This window comes from Rhodococcus sp. BL-253-APC-6A1W (assembly GCF_012843405.1).
GTDB lineage: Bacteria > Actinomycetota > Actinomycetes > Mycobacteriales > Mycobacteriaceae > Rhodococcus.
Map to the genome: position 1 here is coordinate 241,363 of NZ_JABAFB010000007.1, position 22,496 is coordinate 263,858.

Sequence of the window (22,496 nt, forward strand, 5' to 3'; positions counted from 1 at the left end):
CGGTACTGACGGCTCGAGGCGACACTCTATGGAGTCCCCTCCCGCAGGACAACCCACCGTGCCGAACCCGGGTTGGCGGTTGCCTTCGGGGGAGTGTAGCCACAGTTTGTTCCGAATGGCGGTACCCGGTAGACGGTAACGTGTTTCCTTTGTGACTGTTGTGAGTAGAGATGAGATTGTTACCAGAGTGAATCAGGGTTTCGGAGGGCTGGGTGTTCGCCGGTAGTCTCTAGAGCCGAAGGTCCGGACATCCGGGCCAGGGAACGACGGGAGGCTGCACCGCGGTGCCACGACGAGTTCCTTCGTGTCCGGTGCGGTGGTGCGCGGCACTGCTGGTGGTGTCCGTCGCGGCACGACTCGCCTGGACGTTGTTCACGCCCAACGGGATGAACCTCGTCGACCTGCATGTGTATGTGGACGGCTCCGCCGCTCTCCTCGACGGCGACCTCTACAACTTCACCTACAGTCGCTACACCCCGGACTTCCCACTGCCCTTCACGTATCCGCCGTTCGCAGCGCTGGTATTCCTCCCGCTGCACGTAGTGCCGTTCGCGGTGCTCGGCGTGGCGTGGCAACTGCTCACGGTCGCGGCCCTGTTCTTCGTTGTGCGTATCGCTTTCGAACTTGTGATCGGGCCCGAAGCGCGCACGCGGCGGTGGACCGGGGTCGCCCTCGCGTGGACGGCCGTCGGCATCTGGACCGAACCCCTGCGCACCACCCTCGACTACGGACAGATCAACGTCTTCCTGGTCCTCGGCGTCATGGTCGCGGTGCGCAGTTCCCGGTGGTGGCTTTCCGGCGGCCTCGTAGGAATTCTCGCCGGAATCAAGCTGACGCCCGCCATCACGGGCCTCTACTTCCTTGCGCGGCGTCGATGGCGGGAAGCCGTGTTCTCTGCCGTCGCGTTCGCGGTGACCGTCCTGGTCAGCGTGCTCACGCTCGGCGAGCAAGGACTGACCTACTTCACCACCCTGTTCGGCGACGCCGACCGGATCGGTCCGGTCGGATCGGTGTGGAACCAGTCGCTCCGCGGCGCGCTGAGCCGCATCGTGGGGGAGGACGTCGAGACCGGACCGCTGTGGCTCGTCGCTGTCGTCGTGTGCGCCGCACTCGCGTTCGCCGCGTGGCGTTCGCTCGGAAAGGACGATCTGCTCGGGACCCTGCTCGTGGTGCAACTCCTCGGTCTGCTGGTTTCGCCGATCTCGTGGGCCCATCACTGGGTGTGGGTCGTTCCGATGCTGATCTGGCTCCTGTACGGCCCGCTGGCCGGGCTCACCGGCACTCGTATCCTCGCCGCGTTCTGGGCCGTCGTGACGCTCGTCGGCGTGCCGTGGGTGCTCAGCAGTGCGCAGGACTCGATCTGGACGGTGGGGCGGCCCGCGCCCCTGGCGTGGCTGGGCACGGTCTACGTCGCCGGTGCGGTCCTCGTCTACGTCTGGATGATCGTGGGCGCGCGGAAGTTGCGGGCCTCGGAGACTGAGCACGCCGCGACGGTTACCGTCGCAGAAGAAGCCTCCGACGCCGCGACCCCTACAGACCGACCGTCTGAGCCAACTGATCGATCCGGCGCGCCATCTCCGCGTCCGATTCGGTGATCCCCCCCGAGGAGTGCGTGCACAGCGAATAGGTCACCTTCCGCCATCGGATGTCGATGTCGGGATGGTGGTCCGCCTCTTCGGCGGCCTCCGCGACCTTGTCGACCAGCGCGATCGCCTCGGGGAACGTCGGAGCCTCGATCGTTCGGATCAGGGACGCACCTGCTCGTCGCCAGTGCGGGAGTTCGGACAGTGCCGCGTCGATCTCGCCGTCCGTCAGTAACTGGGCCATGAACCATTCTGGGACGATGCACGGCATGACCGCAACGACACCGCCGACGGGACACGTCGTCGCCGGGGCTGTAGTCCGTGACGGGCGCGTACTCCTCGCTCAGCGGACCCGGCCGCCCGAACTCGCCGGCCAGTGGGAATTGCCCGGAGGGAAGGTCGAACCGGGGGAGAGTGCCGAGGAGGCGCTTCGCCGCGAACTGCGCGAAGAACTGGGTGTCGAGGTCCGCGGCGGAGAACGTTTCGGCGCCGAAGTTCACCTTCGCGGCGGTCTGGTGATGTGTGCGTACCGGGTGCACCTGCTCGACGGAGAACCCCGCGCGCTCGATCACGCCGCGGTGCGCTGGGTCGATGCCGGTGAACTCGACGACGTGGACCTCGTGGCAGCGGACCGGGTGTGGCTGCCGGACCTGCGGGCGCTGCTCGCCGGCTGAGTTCAGGCGGCGCGCGCCTTCTCCAGGTGCTTGCGGAGTTCTTTCTTGCTCAGGTCGTCGTTCGCGACCTTCTTCATGCGCATGATGACCACGGGGCACTTCACGCAGCGGGTCTTCTTGCGGCAGCACTTCTTCTTCGGCTTCAGGCCGGCGACCTTGCTCGGCTTGATCTTCTTGCCCATGAATCGTCCCGCCCTCGTCGCAGCATCCGGGTGTCAGGTTAGCGTGCCCTTACGGGAACGCAAGAGGCGGTTGTAGACCTCCTGGGAGGGCTGTAACGCTCGCATAACGGCGTCCTCGCGTGGTGAATCTCACGTTCCGGCGTCGTGACCTGGCATTACGGGGAGGGGCCGGAGCAGGCGCCCCCGGAAGAGCGGTAGGATGTTCGTGGCCGCAGTGCCTGCTCGGGCCGTCTCAGGCCGGGTGTGGGCGTATCGCAATCGCGTAGCGGCTTCGAACAATATGCGCCGTACGGGCGAGGTGCCGACCGGGTCCAGTGCCGTGTGGCCGCGGACAACAGCCAGGAGAGCCATCGCGTGAGCACCGCTGATTTTCGGAACGTCGCCATCGTGGCGCACGTCGACCATGGAAAGACCACCCTCGTCGACGCCATGCTGCGCCAGTCGGGCGCGTTCGCCGAACGTGCGGAACTCGTGGACCGGGTCATGGACTCCGGTGACCTCGAGCGTGAGAAGGGCATCACCATTCTCGCGAAGAACACCGCGGTGCACCGTCACCACCCCGACGGCAGCGTGACTGTCATCAACGTCATCGACACCCCCGGCCACGCCGACTTCGGTGGAGAGGTCGAGCGCGGCCTGTCCATGGTCGACGGCGTCGTGCTGCTCGTCGATTCCTCCGAGGGACCGCTGCCGCAGACCCGGTTCGTGCTGCGTAAGGCACTCGCCGCGTCGCTGCCGGTGATCCTCGTGGTCAACAAGACCGACCGTCCCGACGCCCGCATCGCCGAGGTCGTCGAGGAAAGCCAGACCCTGCTGCTCGACCTCGCGTCCGATCTCGACGACGAAGCCGCCCAGGCTGCCGAACTCGCGCTCGGACTTCCGGTGCTCTACGCATCGGGCCGTGAGGGCAAGGCGTCGCGGAAGCAGCCCGAGAACGGCCAAGCGCCCGACGCGGAGAACCTCGACGATCTGTTCGACGTCCTCATGGAGTACGTGCCGGCGCCGAAGGGCGACGTTGCGGCACCGCTGCAGGCACACGTCACCAACCTCGACGCGTCCGCGTTCCTCGGTCGTCTCGCGCTCGTCCGCATCCACAACGGTGAGCTCCGCAAGGGCCAGACCGTGAGCTGGATGCGCGAAGTCGACGGCGAGCCCGTCGTCACCCGCGCGAAGATCACCGAGTTGCTCGCGACCGTCGGTGTGGAGCGGCATCCCGCAGAGTCCGCCGTCGCCGGTGACATCGTCGCCGTCGCAGGTTTCCCCGACATCATGATCGGCGACACCCTCGCGGACCTCGAGAACCCCGTGGCACTGCCCCGGATCACCGTCGACCAGCCCGCGATCTCGGTGACGATCGGTACCAACACGTCCCCGCTGGTCGGGCGCGTCAAGGGCCACAAGCTCACCGCTCGCATGGTCAAGTCCCGCCTCGACGCGGAACTCGTCGGCAACGTGTCGCTGAAGGTGCTCGACATCGGCCGTCCCGATGCCTGGGAGGTCCAGGGTCGTGGCGAGCTGGCGCTGGCCATCCTCGTGGAGCAGATGCGCCGCGAAGGCTTCGAGCTGACCGTCGGTAAGCCGCAGGTGGTTACCAAGCAGGTCGACGGCAAGCTGCACGAGCCCTTCGAGGAGCTCACCATCGACACCCCCGAGGAGTACCTCGGTGCCATCACGCAGTTGCTCGCCAACCGCAAGGGCAAGATGGTGCAGATGACCAACCACGGTGCGGGCTGGGTGCGGATGGAATTCCTCGTCCCGTCCCGCGGCCTGATCGGTTTCCGCACCGACTTCCTCACGGAAACGCGCGGCACCGGCATCGCCAACGCCGTGTTCCACGGCTACGCCCCGTGGGCCGGCGAGATTCGCGCCCGCCATACCGGCTCGCTCGTCTCCGACCGGACCGGCACCGTCACGCCGTTCGCGATGATCCAGCTGGCCGACCGCGGCACGTTCTTCGTCGAGCCCGGTGCGGACACCTACGAGGGCATGGTCGTGGGCATCAACCCGCGTCAGGAAGACCTCGACATCAACGTCACCCGCGAGAAGAAGCTGACCAACATGCGTCAGTCTTCCGCCGACGTGATGGAGACGCTGGCCAAGCCCATCGAGCTGACCCTCGAGGCTGCTATGGAATTCTGTGCCGGCGACGAGTGCGTCGAGGTCACCCCCGAGATCGTGCGCGTGCGCAAGGTGCATCTCTCGGCGACCGACCGGCAGCGCGCGCGGTCGCGCGAGAAGGCCCGTAACAAGTAGTAAGGATGTGGCGGTCCCGGCGAGCAGTGTGCTGGCCGGGACCGCCACGTACCGTCTGGTCGACGGGAAGGAAGCCGGAGTGTTGCGTACGCGTGTCCGTCGCCGGTGGCGAGCCGGAGTCCCGGCGCTCCTCGCATCGGCGGTCCTGGTGCTGACGGCGTGTACCGCCGATCCGCCGCCGCCCATCGAACAGGCCGAGCCGACGACTCCTCCGGCTCCGACGCGACCCCGCAGCACCGTGGTCGTGGCGATCGACAGGGTCGATACCGGCTTCAATCCGCATCTGCTGTCCGACCAGTCGCCCGTCGCGAACGCTGTCGCGGGCCTGGTACTGCCCAGCGCGTTCCGGGCCGTGCCCGATCCGCAGAATCCGGCGGCGACGCTGTGGGTACCGGACGAGACCGTGCTGATCTCCGCCGAGGTCACCGAGCAGGATCCCTTCACCATCACGTACCAGGTGCGCGACGAGGCGCAGTGGTCCGACAGCGCCCCGATCGCGGCCGAGGACTTCCGGTACCTGTGGCAGCAGATGATCACGCAGCCGGGAGTCGTCGATCCCGCGGGCTATCGGCTCATCGACGACGTGCGTTCGTCGGGCGGAGGCAAGACTGTCACCGTCACGCTGCGCGAGCCGTATCCGGCCTGGCGCGAATTGTTCACCGACCTGCTGCCCGCACATCTCGTCAAGGACACCCCCGGCGGGTTCCTGAGCGGACTGTCCGAAACGATTCCGGTCTCGGGCGGCAGATTCCACGTCGACGCCGTCGACCGTGGCCGCGGCGAGGTGCTCCTCGAACGCAACGATCGGTTCTGGGGCACTCCCGCTGTGCCCGACGAGATCCTGATGCGCCGCGGGGGCACCGACTCCCAGTTCGCCGAGTCTCTGCGCAGCGGTGACGCTCAGGTGGCACAAGCGCGGGGCGGGGCGGCGTTGCTCGCCCAACTCGACGCGGTGCCCGGCGTCCGCACCGGCGTCCAGTTGCAGCCGCGCACGCTCGACTTCACCCTCAACACCCGTGCGGACGAACTTGCCGACCTGCGCGTGCGCCGGGGGATCCTCGGTCTGCTCGACCCGGAGCTACTCGCACTCGTCGGTGCGGGGACTCAGACCAGCGTCGTCCCGGCACGCGCCCAGGTGCTGGCGCCGTCCGATCCCGGATACGCGCCCACGATGCCGCCGCGACCCAGCAGGGAAGAGGCACTCGGTCTGCTCGCGGAAGCGGGATACATGCCCGTCGCTCCGGAACCCCTGCCCGAGGAACCGCCCGCCGACGCCGACGGTCCGTCTGCCGACCCGACGTCGTCACCTACCGGCGCACCGCCCGCCCCGGAAGCGGACGACACTCTCCTTCTCCGCAACGGCGAACCTCTGAACTTCGTGATCGGAGTGCCGGAAGACGCCGAGACCACCCTCGCGGTCGCGCGCACGGCGGCCGATGTCCTGCGCGACGCCGGTATCGCCGCGACCGTGACGGAGCTACCCCCGGACGAGTTGTACGGCGAGTCGCTGGTCGACGGCAGCGTGCATGCGGTCCTGGGATGGATGCGGGTGGGGGACGATCCCGCGACCGCAGCGCTGTCCCGGTTCGGGTGTCCGCCGGTGCTGCCCGTCGTCGAGGGCGCTGCCCGCGCCACCGATCCGCCGAAGGCAGAGGGCGGGGACTCCACGAACCCCGGTGACGAGGCCACGGAGGCCGCCCGCACTACCGGGTCGACCGGTGGAAGCTCGGACGACGAAGAAGACGAGATACGGGCAATGCTCGATGCGCCGAGCAACCTGTCCGGGGCGTGCGATCCCGAACTCGAGGAAAAATTGCTCGCTGCGGTGCGCGGCACCGCCGACCCCCGCGAGGTCATCACCGCCGCGCAGCCCGCCCTGTGGGCGCTCGCCGTGAACCTCCCGATCCTGCAGGATCGCACCGTGGTCGCGGCCGGGCCGGAGATCGACAACGTGTCGCTGGCCGGTTCGGTTCCCGCCGGCATCGTCGGAGACGCACATTTGTGGTGGAGGAGTACACCGTGACAACAGATTTCGTTCAGACGCCGAACGTTGCGGATCGTCGGCTGCTGCTGGTTCACGCCCATCCCGACGACGAGTCGCTCACCACGGGCGGCGTGATCGCCCGCTACGTCGCAGAAGGCGCCGAGGTCACCGTCGTGACCTGCACGCTCGGCGAGGAAGGTGAGGTCATCGGGGACCGCTGGGCGCAATTGGCCGCTGATCAGGCCGACCAACTGGGCGGGTACCGCATCCTCGAACTCGGTCGCGCTCTTGCGGCGCTCGGGGTGGAGGGCCCGCGTTTCTTGGGCGGTGCAGGCCATTGGCGCGACTCGGGAATGGCCGGGACACCCTCGGCCGAGAACCCGAGGGCGTGGGTGAACGCCGACGCCGACGAGGTGCTGGAGGCGCTCGTCGCGGTGATCCGGGAGACCCGCCCACATGTCGTCGTCACCTACGACCCGCGCGGTGGGTACGGGCATCCCGATCACATCGCGGTCCACGACCGCGTCACCGCTGCCGTCGAAGTGTCCGGCACCGAAGACTTTCCGGAGGCGGGTGCGCCCTGGACTCCCGCGAAGGTGTACTGGACCGTCACCGAACGCTCGGCTCTGGACGCGGGAATCGCCGCTTTGGACCACCTGCCCGAAGGCTGGCGCATGCCGGAAGCGGACGAGCTTCCGAGTGTGCCCGACGACCAGGTGACCACCGTCGTCGACGTCAGCGGTGTGCTCGACGCGAAACGTTCGGCGATGGCCGCCCATGCGACCCAGGTCGTCCTGGCTCCCGGTGGGGGCGCGTTCGCACTGTCGAACATGGTGGCGCAACCGGTGTTCGCCGAGGAGTACTTCGTGCTGGCCCGGGGGGAACGCGGTCGCGTCGACGACACCGGTCGTGAGGATGACCTGTTCGCCGGCATCGGCTAGTGTGACCTGGGTCATAGATACTGCGGTCCTGGCGCCGCGGTCATAGGTACTGCCGCGCGGGGGCGGCCTCACCGCAGGGGGTTCGATGTACAACTGGTCCGTGCAAAACCAGATCGTCGCGTTCGTGGACTCGCTGCGGCCCTACGCAGGCGAGATCCGCGCGGAGTACTACGACGCCCTCTACCACTTCGCCGATCAGCAGAGTGCCCTGCTGACGATGCTCGGCTACCCGCCCGTCCCGTGATCGCACAGGACCCGGTTGCGCCGCTCGTGGCCGTGTGGCGCACTATCGTGTCATGACGGTCGATCCCGCAACCGGGCTGTCCGGTGGTCCCGCGTCCGTATCCGAACCCGCACCGCGCAGGGGCGTAGTCGCCCTGCTCGTGATCAGCGGCGGGCTGTGCGCCGTACTGTCCGTGTTCTACCTGGGCCTCTATCTCGGCGGGGTGCCGTTCCCCATTGTCATCGTGCTGGCCGCCGTGCTGAATCTTCTCCTGGTGGCAGCGATGCGCACCGAGACGGGATCGCTGGGCCGCGCCGCGCTTCCGCTGGTGGCGTGGGGCGTCGTGTTCCTGCTGTGCCTGGCGGGCGGTCCCGGCGGCGACCAGGTGGTCGTCGCCGACTGGCGCATCCTGCTCCTGCCGGTCGCGGCCCTCGCGCCGGCGGGTGTGTACCTGTTCTCGGTTCGCATCAAGGAGATTTCACGGGCAGTCCGGCCGCCCGAGCAGCGTCCCTGAGCACCGTCGCCACCATGTCCTGCGTCAGCCGCCCGGTGAAGGTGTTCTGCTGGCTCACGTGATAGCACCCGAACAGGTGGAGGGGCTGCCGCGCGTCCGAGACCGGGTCCAGGACGACATGCGCCCCGTGGGCGAACTTCGGCCGTGGCGTGGGCACCGTCCATCCCGCGGAGGCCAGTACCGGCAGCAGTGACTGCCACCCGAACCCGCCCAGTACGACCACCGACCGCAGGGTCGGTGACAGCAGATCGAGTTCTTGTTCGAGCCAGCGGCGGCACGTGTCCCGTTCGAGGACCGTCGGTTTGTTCGCCGGCGGAGCACAGTGCACCGGTGAGGTGATGCGCGTTCCGAACAGTTCGAGACCGTCGCCGCGGTGCGTCGCGACCGGCTGCGACGCCAAACCCGCCTCGTACAGCGCCGCGTACAGCACGTCACCCGAACGATCGCCCGTGAACATCCGCCCGGTGCGGTTTCCTCCGTGCGCCGCAGGCGCGAGCCCGACGATCAGCAGGGACGCGTCGTCCGGCCCGAAGCCGGGCACCGGCCGTCCCCAGTACTCCTCGTCGCGGAAGGCGGCACGCTTCTCCCGCGCGACCTGCTCGCGCCATGCCACCAGCCGCGGGCACGCCCGGCACTCGACGAGTTCGGCGTCCATCTGTTCGAGGTTGTCCGGTTCCGGGCCGGGCAGCGGGCCCCTCATCGCCGCGTCCAGGAGTCGGCGCAGCCGGGGGTGACCGCCTCGACCAGCGACCATGCGAGTTCCTCGGGAATGTCGATCACCTCGTAGTGTCCTGCCCCGGCCGGCGTCGCGGCGACGACCGTGGCCACGCCTGCCCGGCGCTGGAAGAAAGATTGCCGCACCGTCCAGCCGATGATCCCCTCGGCGTCCAGGCTCACGCGTTGCCGGTCCACCGATCCGCTCCGCGTCACGAGACGACCGGGCACGACGGCGTGGCCGAGTCCGCGATAACGGTCCCATGCGAGTGCGCATGCCCCCGCGAGGAGTCCTACGGCTACCGCGACCGTTGCCGGAAGCGGTAACGAGCGCCCGGTCACCGCCAGAGCGCCGATCACGGCGGCGGCGACAAGACCCGCAGGGACGAGTGCGCGCGTGTAACGACGGCGACGCGCCGCGGGACCGTGGGCGAGCAGCGGCACGTGTACGGGGAGTGGATCGGTGAGCACCTGTGCGGCGACGCGGTGCACGTCGCGTTCCGGCGCCGACGGCAGTACCAGCGACGATTCGCCGCTTTCCGCGGCCACGCCCGTCATGATCGCGTCGAGACGCGCGCCGCCGGCGAGCCGGAGAGCGAGCGGCTCACGCAGGTTGACGCCGCGCAAGCGCTCGCGATCGAGGGTCGAATGACGGACCTTCACGAGGCCGTGGCCGATGCGCAGCATGCGCCCGTCGTCGGTCACCCGCAGGTTTCCGTAGAGCAACACGTAACGCACGCAGGCGCCGATACTCGCGATCAGCAGCACGACCAGCGTGAGGACCGCGACCGAGACCGCCACACCGGCAGCCTCGAATGCCGCGACACCGCGTTCGACGCTGCGGGACTCGGCGAGACGCTCGCCCAGCCCGTACTGGAAGGCGATGCCCACCACGGCAGCGATACCGATCAGGCCGGTCGCGGAGAAAGGGGCGTACCGAACCCAGCGCGGATCGAACCGGGCGATCTCGATTTCGGGCGACGTTTCCGCCGAAGGTGCCGTCGCTGCGGCGTCGGCATCGCCGGAGTCGGTGCGCGCCGACCTGTCGCCGAGCAGGGCGTCGCGCAACGCCGGAACGGAGTCGGCGGCGAGTCCGTTGAGTTCGAACCGGTTGCGGTCGCGGCCGGCGCCGGCGGACTGGCCGGTCCCGATCTTCACGACGGCGAGACCGAGAAGCCGGTGCAGGACCCGTTGCTCGACGTCGACCGACCTGATCCGGCTCCGCGGGATCGACAGTTCCTGTCGCTGGAGCAGCCCGCGCCGGAGTTCGACGTGGACAGGTCCCACGCGGTACGTCGTCGTGAACCACCGGGACAAGCCGATCACCACGAGCACCGCGGCGGCTGCGAGTCCCCAGTACGGGTTGCCGCTGCTGCTGCCGAGCACGACCGTGCCGACCAGCACGGGCAGCAGGCGCAGGATCTCTTCGACCGGGTGGACGAGCAGCATGCGCGGGTCGAGCCTCGACCACGATGCGGGCTCGTCGGTCCGGTCGGGCGCGGACACCGCGGCGACCCGGTCCTGGTCGGGGTGCGGATCGGTGGTCACGTCGCGTCGACCCCGTCGCGGCCGGCGATGTCGGTCAGTCGCGCGACTGTCTCGTCCGCGACGGCCACGTCGAGTGCGGTGATCTCGACGGCACCTGCGGACGACGCGGTGGTGACGGTGACGGTGGCCAGGCCGAGCCGGCGGTCGATGGGGCCGCGCTCGGTGTCGACCGTCTGGATGCGCGAGATGGGCGCGATGCGCCGTTCCTGGGTGAACCATCCGGATCGCGTGTACACAGCTGTATCGCTGATCTCCCAGCGGTGGACGCGGTACCGCCACTGCGGCACCACCGCGATGTGCAGTCCGCCGACGACGACGGTCGCCGCGGCGGCGGCGACATGCCAGAGCGTGAGACGGGGATCGACGACCCACCACACGATCTGCGCGACGACGACCGGCACCCACAGCAGAGCGGCGTTGATCGACCACAACAAGCGTGCTTTGTCGCTCGGGCGCCACGCCGGGTCGGCCATTCGAACCTGTGACACCGGCGCCTCGGCCCGCGGCGGCGTCTGTTCCACCGGAGGTTCCGAACGCACCTCGGCATCGCTGTTCACTATGGCCCTCCCATACTCGCCGGGGCCTGTGACGGCGGCCCGACATCCGTGTCGGCATCCAGGCTAGGCTGATGCCGGAACTCGAGCCCGGCCCGTCCGGGCCGGAATCGCACAAGGAGGATCGCCATGACCGAATCGTCGGACGCTCTCGACATCGACATCCCTCAGGGTGACGATTCCGAAGCCGATCGCATCGATCAGGCTATTCCTGTGGGTGAGGAACCCGCAGACGTGCCGCCCTCCGATGTGCCCCTCGAAGCCGACCCCGTCGACACCTACGAACAGCACCGCGAAGTGCCGTCGGACGACGACTACCCGCGGGAATAGACCCCGAGGTGGCATGGGCGCCGGGTGAGGCGGATGATCGGCCAATGACCGATTCCGCAGACGACACCGCGCAGTCCGCGATGCTCCCGACGCCCGCCGTGCGTCCCGGGGCGGTACCGCCGCCGGCGCCTTCCGCGATGCGTCGGGCGTTGCGCCGGGCGCGCGACGGCGTCACGCTCAACGTCGACGAATCCGCAGTTCTGTTGCAGGCACGCGGATCCGATCTCGAGGACCTGTGTGCCTCCGCGGCCCGGGTGCGTGATGCGGGTCTGCTCGCCGCCGGACGGCCCGGTACCGCCACCTACTCCCGCAAGGTTTTCGTCCCGATCACCCGGCTCTGCCGGGATCGCTGCCACTACTGCACATTCGTGACGGTGCCGGGAAAACTCCGCGCCGAAGGCCGCGGAATGTACCTCGAACCCGACGAGATCCTCGAGATCGTGCGCCAGGGCGCCGAGTTGGGCTGTAAAGAAGCCTTGTTCACGCTCGGGGACCGGCCCGAGGAGCGCTGGCCCGAGGCTGCGCAGTGGCTCGAAGAGCGCGGCTACGACTCGACGCTGGACTATGTGCGCGCAATGTCGATCCGGGTTCTCGAGGAGACCGGCCTGCTGCCGCATCTCAACCCCGGCGTCATGAGCTGGGCCGAGATGTCGAGGCTCAAGCCGGTCGCGCCGTCGATGGGCATGATGCTCGAAACCACCTCGGAGCGACTGTTCACCGACAAGGGACAGTGCCACTACGGCAGCCCCGACAAGGATCCCGCGGTGCGCTTGCGCGTGCTCACCGACGCCGGGCGTCTGTCGGTGCCGTTCACCACGGGAATTCTCGTGGGTATCGGTGAGACCGTCGCCGAGCGTGCCGACTCGATCCACGCGATCCGGAAGACGCACAAAGCATTCGGCCATATCCAGGAAGTGATCGTCCAGAACTTCCGCGCCAAGGACGACACCGTGATGCGCGACGCGGACGACGCCGATCTCGGTGAGTTCCTCGCGGCGGTCGCGGTGTCGCGGCTGGTCCTCGGACCGGGCATGCGTATCCAGGCGCCGCCCAACCTCGTCTCGGTCGACGAGTGCCGCGCTCTTCTCGGCGCCGGAGTCGACGATTGGGGCGGAGTCTCGCCGCTGACCCCGGATCACGTCAATCCCGAACGGCCGTGGCCGAACCTCGACACGCTCGCCGCGGTGAGCGCCGACGCGGGTTACGTCCTCACCGAGCGGATCGCAGCCCAGCCCCAGTACGTCCTGGCGGGGCAGCCGTGGATCGATCCCCGGATCACCACGCACGTGCGCGCCCTGGCCGACCCGGAGACCGGACTGGCCCGCGACGTGCTGCCGACCGGCCTGCCGTGGCAGGAACCCGACATCGACTGGGAGTCGTCCGGCCGGGTGGACCTCAACTCCGAGATCGACGTGAGCGGACGCAACACCGAGTATCGCTCCGACCTGGGCAGTGCGTTCGGTGACTGGGAAACCGTGCGCGAACAGGTGCTCGCCCTCGGTGAGTCGGCTCCGGTCCGGCTCGACAGCGACGTGCTGGCCGCACTTCGCTCGGCCGAGCGCGATCCCGCGGGATGTTCGGACGACGAGTACGTCGCGCTCGCCAACGCGGACGGAGCCGGTCTCGAAGCGCTGGTCGCGCTCGCCGACCAGTTGCGCCGCGACACCGTCGGCGACGACGTCACCTACGTGATCAACCGGAACATCAACTTCACCAACATCTGCTACACCGGTTGCCGCTTCTGCGCGTTCGCGCAGCGCAAGGGCGACGCGGACGCGTTCACGCTGTCGGCCCAGGAGGTCGCGGACCGCGCCTGGGAGGCGCATGTCGCCGGCGCCACCGAGGTCTGCATGCAGGGTGGTATCGACCCCGAGTTGCCGGTGACCGGGTACGCCGACCTGGTACGGGCGGTCAAAGCACGTGTTCCGTCCATGCACGTGCACGCGTTCTCGCCGATGGAGATCGTCAACGGCGTGGCACGCAGCGGTACGTCGATCCGCGACTGGCTGATCGATCTGCGCGAGGCCGGACTCGACACCATCCCCGGAACAGCCGCCGAGATCCTCGACGACGAGGTCCGGTGGGTGCTGACGAAGGGCAAATTGCCGGCCGCCGAGTGGGTGGAAGTCGTCACGACCGCGCACGAAGTGGGTCTGCGTTCGAGTTCGACGATGATGTACGGGCACGTCGACCAGCCGCACCACTGGGTCGGGCATCTGAACGTGCTTCGCGGCATCCAGGACCGCACGGGCGGGTTCACCGAGTTCGTGTTGCTGCCCTTCGTCCATCAGTCGTCGCCGCTGTATCTGGCCGGTGCGTCGCGCCCTGGTCCGACGATGCGCGACAACCGGGCCGCGCATGCTCTGGCCCGCGTGATGCTGCACGGCCGGATCGACAACATCCAGACCAGCTGGGTCAAGCTCGGTGTCGCCGGAACGCGCGCGATGCTCGAAGGCGGCGCCAACGATTTGGGCGGCACGCTGATGGAAGAGACGATCTCCCGGATGGCGGGTTCACAGCACGGCTCGGAGAAGTCCGTCGAAGAACTCGTCGCGATCGCCGAGGGCATCGGCCGTCCCGCGCGTCAGCGCACCACCGCGTACGCGCCCCGGGGGCTCGACGTCACAGTTCGGTAGGCTTTCGGAGTCCGGGTACTCGCGGGTACACGTTGCCGGGTCAGGGCACCCTAATGCACAGGCGTGCCCGAACAACGGGGGATACTGGACGAGTGGTGAGTGCGCCACGAACGATGGACCGCGCACGGCCGGCGGATCGCCGGTGCGGCCGGGTCGGCGGGCCGACAGAGAGGCAGGGAGACAGCAGTGACGTACACGATTGCGGAACCGTGTGTGGATGTGTTGGACAAGGCATGTATCGAGGAGTGCCCCGTCGACTGCATCTACGAGGGTGGACGCATGCTGTACATCCATCCCGACGAGTGTGTGGACTGTGGAGCCTGCGAACCGGTGTGCCCGGTCGAGGCGATCTTCTACGAGGACGACGTGCCCGACGAGTGGTCCGATTACGTCAAGGCCAACGTCGACTTCTTCGACGACCTGGGTTCGCCCGGCGGAGCGGCGAAGCTCGGCAAGGTCGCCTACGACCCGCCGTTCATCAAGAACCTCCCTCCCATGGGCGAGGAGTAGGTGTCGCTCGATGAACGAACGGGCGGTGCTGCGGTGAAGGCACGCGTACGCCGGTCGGTGGCCGGGAATCTCCCGGACTTCCCGTGGGACTCGCTGTCCGAGGCGAAGGCCAAGGCCGCCGCGCACCCCGACGGGATCGTGAACCTGTCGGTGGGCACCCCGGTGGATCCGGTCGCTCCGGTCATCCGCGATGCACTGACATCGGTCGCCGCGGAACCGGGGTACCCCACCAACCACGGAACCGAGGAACTGCGGGAGGCGGCCGTGGCCGCGCTCGCGCGCCGTTACGGCATCACCGGCCTCGATCCCGCAGCGGTGCTCCCCGCGATCGGGACCAAGGAAATGATCGCGTGGCTGCCCACGCTGCTCGGCCTCGGCGCCGACGACCTCGTGGTCATCCCCGAATTGGCGTACCCGACGTACGAGGTGGGCGGATTGCTCGCCGGGGTGCGCCTGATCCGCGCCGACGGACTCAACCGGCTCGGCCCCGAAGGCGCGGCGCTGGTCTTCGTCAACTCGCCGTCGAACCCCACCGGCAAGGTGCTCGGGCTGGACCACCTGCGCAAGGTCGTCGACTGGGCGCGAAGCCGCGACGCGATCGTCGTATCCGACGAGTGCTACCTCGGGCTGACCTGGGAGGGCGAAGCCCTCTCGATCCTGCACCCGAGCGTGTGCGACGGAGACCATACGAACCTGCTCGCGGTGCATTCGCTGTCGAAGACGTCGAACCTGGCGAGCTATCGCGCCGGGTTCGTCACCGGCGATGCCGAACTCGTCGCCGACCTGCTCGAGGTGCGCAAACACTCGGGCATGATGTTGCCGCTGCCGATCCAGGCGGCGATGACCGCCGCGCTGAACGACGACGAGCACGAGAACATCCAGCGGGAGAAATACCGGGCACGCCGCGACGTCCTGCTCGCTGCCGTCCGCGGCGCGGGCTTCACTGTGGATCACTCGGAGGCGGGCCTGTACCTCTGGGCGACCCGCGGCGAAGAGTGCCGGGCGACGGTCGACTGGTTCGCCGAGCGGGGCATCCTCGTGGCGCCCGGAGAGTTCTACGGTCCCGGCGGCGTGCTGCACGTGCGGATCGCGCTCACCGCCACCGACGATGCGATCGACGCTGCCGCCCGGCGACTGCGCTGACGCTCCGTCCGGTACCCGGCGCCTACGCTCCGGCGCGGCGGCGTTGCCGTGTGCCCGTTACCCGGATCGCCGGTAGATTGAGCGCGTGAGTGCATCCGGCGACGACCCATTGCTGTGGGCGTTCTACGCTGCCGTCGTAGCGCTCACCGCCCTCGCCGCGATGCCCGATCCTCGCTCGTCCCGCGCGGCGGCGCGCGCGTGGTGGTGGCCCCCGCCGATGGCCGCCGTCGTGCTGTGGGGCGTGGTTGCGGTGGCGTCGGTGACGAGGCTGATCGTGCCGTCCCTGGTCGAGTTGTTCCGGCGTGAACCGGTCCGCACGCGCGACGGGGGACAGTGGTGGCGCGTGCTGACCGCGGGGCTCGTCGAGGACGGCGGTGTCGTCGTGACCGCCGCGAACCTTGTCCTGCTCGCGGTGGTCGCCATCGCAGCAGTGCGGATATGGGGCTGGTACCGCGCGGCTGCGCTCTTCGTCGTCGGACAGATCCTGTGGGGGCTGTTCACGACCTTCGTTTCTCCGTCGGTGGGTGCCGGCACCTCCGGCGCCACACTGGCCCTCGCCGCGTCGATCGCGGGGCTCTGGCCGGTGGTCGGGGCGCGGCGGCGATTGCTGCTGGCCTCCTCGGCCACATTTCTTCTCGGGGTGGTGCTCGTGGCGTTCGACGATGCCCACGGTGTCGCCGTGCTGATCGGGATGCTGCTCGGCGCCGTGCTCGGAACCGTGCTGCCGCCCCGGCGTCCGGCGGTGCTCAACTCGGGGTCGCTCGGCGGCGTCGCGTCGTGACGAGAGTGCCGGTGCCGCCGGGAGGTATGGAATCCTGTCGCGTGTGTCTGCACTCCTCCGTTCGCTGAATCCACTGGCCGTCGCTCGCGGCGACGACATTCCCGACGCCGTCCGCATCGACGGCCACCCCCTCTCCCGGAGCGACGTCCTCGGTGCCGGAACCGCGCTCGCGGCGAGGGTCGCGCGGGCCGAGCGGGTCGCGGTGCTCGCGCACCCCACCGCGACGACCGTGGTCGCGATCGTCGGGTGCCTTCTCGCGGGGGTGACGGTCGTGCCGGTTCCGCCGGACTCGGGACCGGCGGAACTGTCGCACATTCTGAAGGATTCCGGCGCTCAGGCGTGGGTCGGCGCCGCTCCGGACACCCAGCACCCCGAGGTGCCGCAACTCCCGGTGCTCCCCGTGCGACTCCACGCCCGCGACTGGCACCACGTGCCCGAACCGTCGCCGCGTCGCACCGCGTTCGTGCTCTACACCTCGGGTACCACGGGTGCGCCGAAGGGCGTCCTGCTCAGCCGCGGCGCGATCGCCGCCGGAATCGATGCGCTCGCCGAGGCATGGGACTGGACGGACCGCGACACACTGGTGCACGGCCTGCCGTTGTTTCACGTCCACGGTCTCGTGCTCGGGTTGCTCGGCCCGCTGCGGATCGGTAGCCGCCTGATCCACACGGGTACTCCCACCCCGGAGGCGTACGCACGCGCACGCGGCACCCTGTACTTCGGTGTTCCGACGGTGTGGTCGCGCATCGTGCAGGACGAGGAGTCGGCCCGCGCGCTGAGCGGTGCCCGCCTGCTCGTCTCCGGAAGTGCCCCGTTGCCGGTTCCGGTGTTCGAGAAACTTCGGGAGCTGACGGGCCTGACGCCCATCGAGCGGTACGGCATGAGCGAGACGATGCTCACCCTGAGTACCCGGGTGGACGGTGAGCGCCGTCCCGGCTGGGTCGGGACGCCGGTCGCGGGCGTGCAGACGCGACTGCGGGACGAGCACGGTGCCGACGTGCCGCACGACGGCGAGAGCATCGGCGTCCTGCAGGTGCGTGGGCCGATGCTGTTCGACGGCTACCTGAACCGGCCCGACGCGACGGCCGCCTCCTGGACCCAGGACGGGTGGTTCGTCACAGGCGACGTGGCGGTCGTCGACGGCGCCGGTTTCCACCGGATCGTGGGCCGCGAGTCGACGGATCTGATCAAATCCGGCGGTTTCCGGGTGGGCGCCGGAGAAATCGAGACGGTGCTTCTCGGCCATCCGTCGGTGGGGGAGGTGGCCGTGGTGGGCCTGCCCGACGCCGACCTGGGGCAGCGCATCGTGGCGTTCGTCGTCCCCGCGCCCTCGGGCCCGGAGGTGGACGAAGACACATTGATAAGCTATGTTGCAGAACAACTTTCGGTTCACAAGCGCCCGCGCGAGGTGCGTGTCGTGGACGCGCTGCCCCGTAACGCGATGGGAAAGGTGCAGAAGAAGCAACTGGCGTCCGACGCCCCGTGACCGCCGGTCGTACAGCGTTTCGTGCGACTCCGGATCATAGAAAAGACGCCCCAGGGGTTGCGCATGCCGCGGTACGAGGCGGATTCTCTACTGCACGGTATATAGGTTTGTTACTTCGATGGGGGTTCGAGGGATGTCTGTAACGGATCAGATCCGTATAGCGGAGCACGGCCGGGGTGGCGGTCGTCAAAGCGAGGTTCCCAGATTCGTGGTCGACGGGAAGCCTGCGTCGGTACCGCTGCGAGATCTGCCCGCCGTCGCGCGCAAGCTCGTGGCGCACTTCGCGGACAATGTCGCGCCGTGTTCGCTGCGCCCTGGCGAGTCGCTGCGAGGCGACGTCACCGAGGTCACCGTCCGCTGTCTTCGTATCGCGATCCATCTGCTCGACGCCGGAGAGTTGCCGTCGGACTCGGATCTTGCCGACCTGCGCAGCAGCGCCGCGCAATGGGCACGCGCCGGGTTCCGTCTCGAATACATGCTGCGCATCTACCACGAGGGCATCCGCCTGGGCTGGGAACTCGTCACCGAGAAGGCACGCGAGGGTGACGTCGCCGCGGTCGCCGACGCGTCACGGTTGTGGATGGCGCTCCTCGAAAAGGTCACGGTAGCCGCGACCACCGGGTTCGTCGCGGAACTCGACGCCATTCGGCGTGAACGCGATGTCGCGGCCCAGGAATTGGTGACCGCGCTGCTCAGCGGACAGGACGCGGCATCGGTCGCGCAACGCTCGGGTCTCCAGCTTGCCGACGGCTACACGGTTCTTGCAGTCTCGCTTGCGCGGCACCCCGACGAACGCAATCCCCACGTCCGGCCGGAGGTGGTGGCGCGCCGCACCCTGCGCCGCGTCGAGATCGAACTCGAAACGCTGTGCGAAGGCAAGCATCTGGCGTTGCTCGGCCCGGAGGGCGGCACCGTCCTGCTGCCCGGTTCGTCGGCTACCGCACTCATCGACGAGTTCCGGGAGCGGATCGGCACCGTCGCGGGGGTGGAGGTGACCGTCGCGCTCGTCCACGCGGAGGTTCCGGAGATCCCGTCGGCCGCGAAACAGTCGCACGAACTCCTCGATCTGGTGCGCCGCCTGGGCCGGCCGGCGGGGGCCTACAGCATCGCGGACCTCGCCCTCGAGTATCAGCTCACCCGGCCCGGCCCGGCGCGTAAGCATCTCGCCCGCGTGCTCGAACCGCTCGACGACGCCGCAGAACTCGTCGAGACCCTCGAGACGCACATCGCGCACGATCTCAGCCGGCAGCTCACGGCGCGCACGCTGCACGTGCACGCCAACACCGTCGACTATCGCCTCAAGCGGGTCGCGCAGCTCACCGGCTTCGATCCCACCCGGCCGTCGGGCCTGCGGCAGTTGCAGGCCGCTCTGATCGCCCGCAGGCTCGAAGGGCTGTATCCCGAAGCGAGCTGACCTCACCGTCTCGTTACGCATCGGAAGTTCACCCGATACCATGTGGCCTAGTTCACACGGGTCGGGGTGGACGGCCGATCGTGGCGGGAGGGGAACACGTGACGGACGAACCCGGCGCGACGTCGCGGCGTCGGAGAAATTCCGATCGTGCGCGAATGGTTCTGGTGGGGATCGTGGTGGCGGCACTGGCCGTCGCGGCGCTGTCGTTCGTGTCGGGGCAATGGGGGATCGGATGCTCCACGACGGACGAGTACGCGCTTGCGGTGGCGCCTGCGCTGGCTCCCGCGGTCGGTGAGGCGCTCGCTCGTGCCGACACCGGATGCGCGGCCTTCGAGATCACCGCGGAGGAACCCGGCGACGTCGCGAGCAGGCTGGGAACCGGGGCCGGCGCGCCCGACCTGTGGATCCCCGAAGGGGGATGGTGGGCGCGACGGGCCCAGGACAACGCTGCCGGTTCGGTGCGAACGATCTCGTTTCCGCTCGCGACGTCGCCGCTGGTTCTCGCGGGTGCCCCGGACGCCGTGCCGGTAGCCCCCAACTGGCGGTCGGCACTCGGTCTCGCCGGCCTCGACCTCGGCAACCCCCTGCGCACGGGTACGGCAGCAGGCGTGATCCGGGCTGCCCTCGCCGAAACCGCCGACAACCCGGTCGCCGTGGGGACCGTGCGCTCGGCGCTCGCCGTGCACGCTCAGCGTGAGGGTGCACGCCGAGAGGAACCGCCGACCGGTCAGGCGGCACTCGAGCGCATCGAGGGCGACGACGTCATCGTGACCACCGAGCAGCAGGTGCAGGTGCACCGCCGGACCCGTGAGCGGGACCTCGACGTGTGGATACCGGAGAACGGCACCGTGATGGTCGACTATCCGATCGTGGTGACCGCACCCGACCCGGACCGCAACGCACGTGCGGCGCGCACCGGCGCGGCGCTCGCCGACGCGCTGCACGCGGCGGATGCGCGCGCGATCCTGTCGCGCGAAGGCTTCCGTGACGGAGTAGGACACGCACTGCCCGATATCCGCGGACTGGGAACCGTCCCGGTGCTCGAGCTTCAGGACGACGCGATCATGAGCGAGGCGATGCGAACCTGGACTCTGCTCGCGCTGCCGGTGCGCACCCTGATCGTGGTGGACGTCTCGGAGTCGATGCGGCGGCCGGTGGACGGCACCACCCCGCTCGAACTCGTGGCGCAGGCCGCGCGGGCCGCCGACGACGTGTTCCCTGACAGCGTGTCTGCCGGACTGTGGATGTTCGCCAGCGACATCGGCGTCCCGGGACGCGACTACGTGGAGATCGCGCCCGTTCGCCGCTTCGACACGATGATCGGAAGCGAGACCCAGCGCGAGATCGTGACCTCGCTCGACAAGTGGGTTCCCGACTCCACCGGCACCGGTACGGCGCTCTACGACACCGTGCTCGAGGCCTTCCGTACGGCTCAGGCCGGATACGACCCGAGAGCCGTCAACAGCGTGATCGTGGTGACGGACGGAGGGAACGATGATCCGGGCGGGATCGGGAAGGACGAACTTCTCGCCGCTCTGGGCCGACTCCGCGACCCCGCCCGGCCCGTACCGGTGCTGACCGTCGGAGTGACCGACACCGCCGACGGAGACGTTCTCGCCGAGATCGCGACGGCAACCGGGGGCTCGAGCTACCTGGCGGGCGACCCCAGCGAACTGGCCCAGATCCTCGTCAGTGCCTTGGCAGACCGAAGTCGTCGCTGACCCGTGCGTCCTGCCTGCGATGCCACAGGAAACCGAGTGCGGTGATGAACAGGAACAGGACGAACGTCGACGCGAGCTGAACGCGAGCGTTGCTGTCGGACAGCATCAGGGCGATGAAGCCGATCAGCATCGCCAGGGTGAACCAGCTCAGGTAGGGGAAGGCCCACATGCGCAGCCGCAGCGTTCCCTCTTCCTCGAACCGTCGCCGCAAACGCAGGTGCGCGACCACGATGAAGATCCAGATGGCCAGCAGCGCCGACCCGACAGCGTTGAGCAGGATCTCCAGCAGGGTGTCGGGCAGCAACCAGTTGAGCAGCACGCTCACGAAGCCGAAGAACACCGAGAGCAGAACAGCGTTGCGCGGAACACCACGGTGGGTGAGCTTGCCGAGGAATGCCGGTCCGTCGCCGCCACGGGCCAGCGAGTACGCCATCCGCGAGGTGCCGTACACGTTGGCGTTGAACGCCGAGAGCAGTGCGACCACCACGACGAGTTCCATGAGCCCGGATGCGTAGGGCAGGCCCGCGACGTCCAGCACCGCGATGAACGGAGACGTTTCGCCGCTCGCCGTGGTCCAGGGCAGGACCAGCACCATGATGGAGATCGCGCCGAGGTAGAACAGCGTGATCCGCCAGACCACCGTGCGCACGGCCACCGCGATGGACCGCTCGGGATCCTTGGACTCGGCCGCGGCGATGGTCACGATCTCGATGCCACCGAACGCGAAGGCGACCGCGAGCAGGCCGGCCGCGATTCCGGCCATGCCGTTGGGTGCGAATCCGTCGCCGTCGCCCAGCAGATGCTCGGTCCCCACCGGTTCGGTCCCCGGGAGCAGCCCGAACACCAGCAGGACGCCGATGATCAGGAAGCCGATGATGACAGCGACCTTGAGCGCGGCGAACCAGAATTCGAATTCACCGAAATTCGCGACCTGGGCGAGGTTGATGACCGCGAAGAAGCTCACGAACACCAGCGCGACCGTCCATTGCGGCACCCCCGGCAACCAGGATTGCACGATCGCCGACGCACCGGTGATCTCCACGCCGAGCACCATGATCAGCATGAACCAGTAGAGCCAGCCCATCGAGAAGCCGGCCCAGCGGCCGATACCGATGCGGGCGTAGTGGGAGAACGATCCGCTGACGGGCAGAGCAGCGCCCATCTCGCCGAGCATCCGCATCACGAAGATGACCATGATGCCGGCGAGAACGTAGGAGACGAGCACGGCCGGGCCGGCCGCCTGGATACCGACGCCGGACCCGAGGAACAGTCCGGCACCGATCGCTGAGCCGAGTCCCATCATCG

Annotated in this window: 21 protein-coding genes; 15 read left to right on the plus strand and 6 right to left on the minus strand. The window is 68.7% G+C overall.

Annotated elements, in window-relative coordinates:
* Positions 1-311 precede the first annotated feature (311 nt).
* On the plus strand, positions 312-1,595 hold the full coding sequence (locus tag HF877_RS13210) for a mannosyltransferase (RefSeq protein ID WP_169621618.1): 1,284 nt from the start codon (positions 312-314) through the stop codon (positions 1,593-1,595).
* On the opposite strand, the gene HF877_RS13215 is transcribed toward HF877_RS13210, so the two are convergent.
* Positions 1,531-1,827, minus strand: coding sequence for a 4a-hydroxytetrahydrobiopterin dehydratase (locus HF877_RS13215; RefSeq protein WP_169621619.1), 297 nt, complete (start codon positions 1,825-1,827; stop codon positions 1,531-1,533). The genes HF877_RS13210 and HF877_RS13215 overlap by 65 nt on opposite strands.
* A 25-nt stretch (positions 1,828-1,852) precedes the next feature.
* On the opposite strand from HF877_RS13215, the gene HF877_RS13220 reads away from it, so the two are divergent.
* The gene (locus tag HF877_RS13220) at positions 1,853-2,257 is read left to right on the plus strand and encodes a (deoxy)nucleoside triphosphate pyrophosphohydrolase (protein WP_169621620.1); all 405 of its coding nucleotides are present in this window, start codon (positions 1,853-1,855) and stop codon (positions 2,255-2,257) included.
* Positions 2,258-2,259: 2 nt separating this feature from the next.
* Here HF877_RS13220 and HF877_RS13225 read toward each other — a convergent pair whose 3' ends face one another.
* Positions 2,260-2,439: a hypothetical protein gene (locus tag HF877_RS13225; RefSeq protein ID WP_169621621.1), complete on the minus strand. Its 180-nt coding sequence runs from the start codon at positions 2,437-2,439 to the stop codon at positions 2,260-2,262.
* 354 nt (positions 2,440-2,793) lie between these two features.
* Between HF877_RS13225 and typA the strand changes: the two genes are divergently transcribed.
* The 5 genes from typA to HF877_RS13250 all read left to right on the plus strand — a co-directional run bounded on the left by typA (position 2,794) and on the right by HF877_RS13250 (position 8,354).
* Positions 2,794-4,692, plus strand: a complete 1,899-nt coding sequence (gene typA / locus HF877_RS13230) for a translational GTPase TypA (RefSeq protein WP_169621622.1) — start codon at positions 2,794-2,796, stop codon at positions 4,690-4,692.
* A 79-nt stretch (positions 4,693-4,771) separates the two neighbouring features.
* On the plus strand, positions 4,772-6,715 hold the full coding sequence (locus HF877_RS13235; protein WP_169621718.1) for an ABC transporter family substrate-binding protein: 1,944 nt from the start codon (positions 4,772-4,774) through the stop codon (positions 6,713-6,715).
* On the plus strand, positions 6,712-7,617 hold the full coding sequence (mshB, locus tag HF877_RS13240; protein ID WP_169621623.1) for an N-acetyl-1-D-myo-inositol-2-amino-2-deoxy-alpha-D-glucopyranoside deacetylase: 906 nt from the start codon (positions 6,712-6,714) through the stop codon (positions 7,615-7,617). Before HF877_RS13235 ends, mshB begins: the two co-directional genes overlap by 4 nt.
* An 85-nt stretch (positions 7,618-7,702) precedes the next feature.
* Positions 7,703-7,861, plus strand: a complete 159-nt coding sequence (locus HF877_RS13245; protein WP_169621624.1) for a hypothetical protein — start codon at positions 7,703-7,705, stop codon at positions 7,859-7,861.
* A 52-nt stretch (positions 7,862-7,913) separates the two neighbouring features.
* Positions 7,914-8,354 (plus strand): hypothetical protein, encoded by a 441-nt coding sequence (locus HF877_RS13250; protein ID WP_169621625.1) that lies wholly within the window; start codon positions 7,914-7,916, stop codon positions 8,352-8,354.
* Here HF877_RS13250 and HF877_RS13255 read toward each other — a convergent pair.
* The 3 genes from HF877_RS13255 to HF877_RS13265 form a co-directional block, all read right to left on the minus strand.
* Positions 8,308-9,054: a uracil-DNA glycosylase gene (locus HF877_RS13255; protein ID WP_169621719.1), complete on the minus strand. Its 747-nt coding sequence runs from the start codon at positions 9,052-9,054 to the stop codon at positions 8,308-8,310. The two genes, HF877_RS13250 and HF877_RS13255, sit on opposite strands and share 47 nt — an antisense overlap.
* Entirely contained in the window at positions 9,051-10,517 is a 1,467-nt protein-coding gene (locus HF877_RS13260; protein ID WP_169621720.1) for a PH domain-containing protein, read from the minus strand. The genes HF877_RS13255 and HF877_RS13260 overlap by 4 nt, the downstream gene beginning before the upstream one ends.
* A 95-nt stretch (positions 10,518-10,612) precedes the next feature.
* Positions 10,613-11,089, minus strand: a complete 477-nt coding sequence (locus HF877_RS13265) for a PH domain-containing protein (protein WP_169621626.1) — start codon at positions 11,087-11,089, stop codon at positions 10,613-10,615.
* A 210-nt stretch (positions 11,090-11,299) separates the two neighbouring features.
* On the opposite strand from HF877_RS13265, the gene HF877_RS13270 reads away from it, so the two are divergent.
* The 8 genes from HF877_RS13270 (at position 11,300) to HF877_RS13305 (ending at position 21,191) form a co-directional block, all read left to right on the plus strand.
* Entirely contained in the window at positions 11,300-11,500 is a 201-nt protein-coding gene (locus HF877_RS13270; protein WP_169621627.1) for a hypothetical protein, read from the plus strand.
* Positions 11,501-11,580: 80 nt separating this feature from the next.
* Positions 11,581-14,136: a bifunctional FO biosynthesis protein CofGH gene (locus tag HF877_RS13275; RefSeq protein WP_240952395.1), complete on the plus strand. Its 2,556-nt coding sequence runs from the start codon at positions 11,581-11,583 to the stop codon at positions 14,134-14,136.
* A 186-nt stretch (positions 14,137-14,322) separates the two neighbouring features.
* A complete protein-coding gene (gene fdxA, locus HF877_RS13280) occupies positions 14,323-14,646 on the plus strand; it encodes a ferredoxin (protein ID WP_072699889.1) in 324 nt (107 codons plus the stop codon).
* 57 nt (positions 14,647-14,703) lie between these two features.
* Positions 14,704-15,789, plus strand: coding sequence for a succinyldiaminopimelate transaminase (gene dapC, locus HF877_RS13285; RefSeq protein ID WP_169621721.1), 1,086 nt, complete (start codon positions 14,704-14,706; stop codon positions 15,787-15,789).
* Between the two features lie 85 nt (positions 15,790-15,874).
* Positions 15,875-16,570 (plus strand): rhomboid family intramembrane serine protease, encoded by a 696-nt coding sequence (locus tag HF877_RS13290; RefSeq protein WP_346765147.1) that lies wholly within the window; start codon positions 15,875-15,877, stop codon positions 16,568-16,570.
* 43 nt (positions 16,571-16,613) lie between these two features.
* Complete coding sequence (locus tag HF877_RS13295) at positions 16,614-18,056, plus strand: acyl-CoA synthetase (protein WP_169621629.1); 1,443 nt, start codon at positions 16,614-16,616, stop codon at positions 18,054-18,056.
* A 208-nt stretch (positions 18,057-18,264) separates the two neighbouring features.
* Positions 18,265-19,470, plus strand: coding sequence for a helix-turn-helix domain-containing protein (locus tag HF877_RS13300; RefSeq protein WP_346765149.1), 1,206 nt, complete (start codon positions 18,265-18,267; stop codon positions 19,468-19,470).
* Positions 19,471-19,568: 98 nt separating this feature from the next.
* Positions 19,569-21,191: a substrate-binding domain-containing protein gene (locus tag HF877_RS13305; protein ID WP_346765151.1), complete on the plus strand. Its 1,623-nt coding sequence runs from the start codon at positions 19,569-19,571 to the stop codon at positions 21,189-21,191.
* Here HF877_RS13305 and HF877_RS13310 read toward each other — a convergent pair.
* Positions 21,160-22,491, minus strand: coding sequence for an amino acid permease (locus tag HF877_RS13310; protein ID WP_240952402.1), 1,332 nt, complete (start codon positions 22,489-22,491; stop codon positions 21,160-21,162). The two genes, HF877_RS13305 and HF877_RS13310, sit on opposite strands and share 32 nt — an antisense overlap.
* Positions 22,492-22,496: the final 5 nt, after the last annotated feature.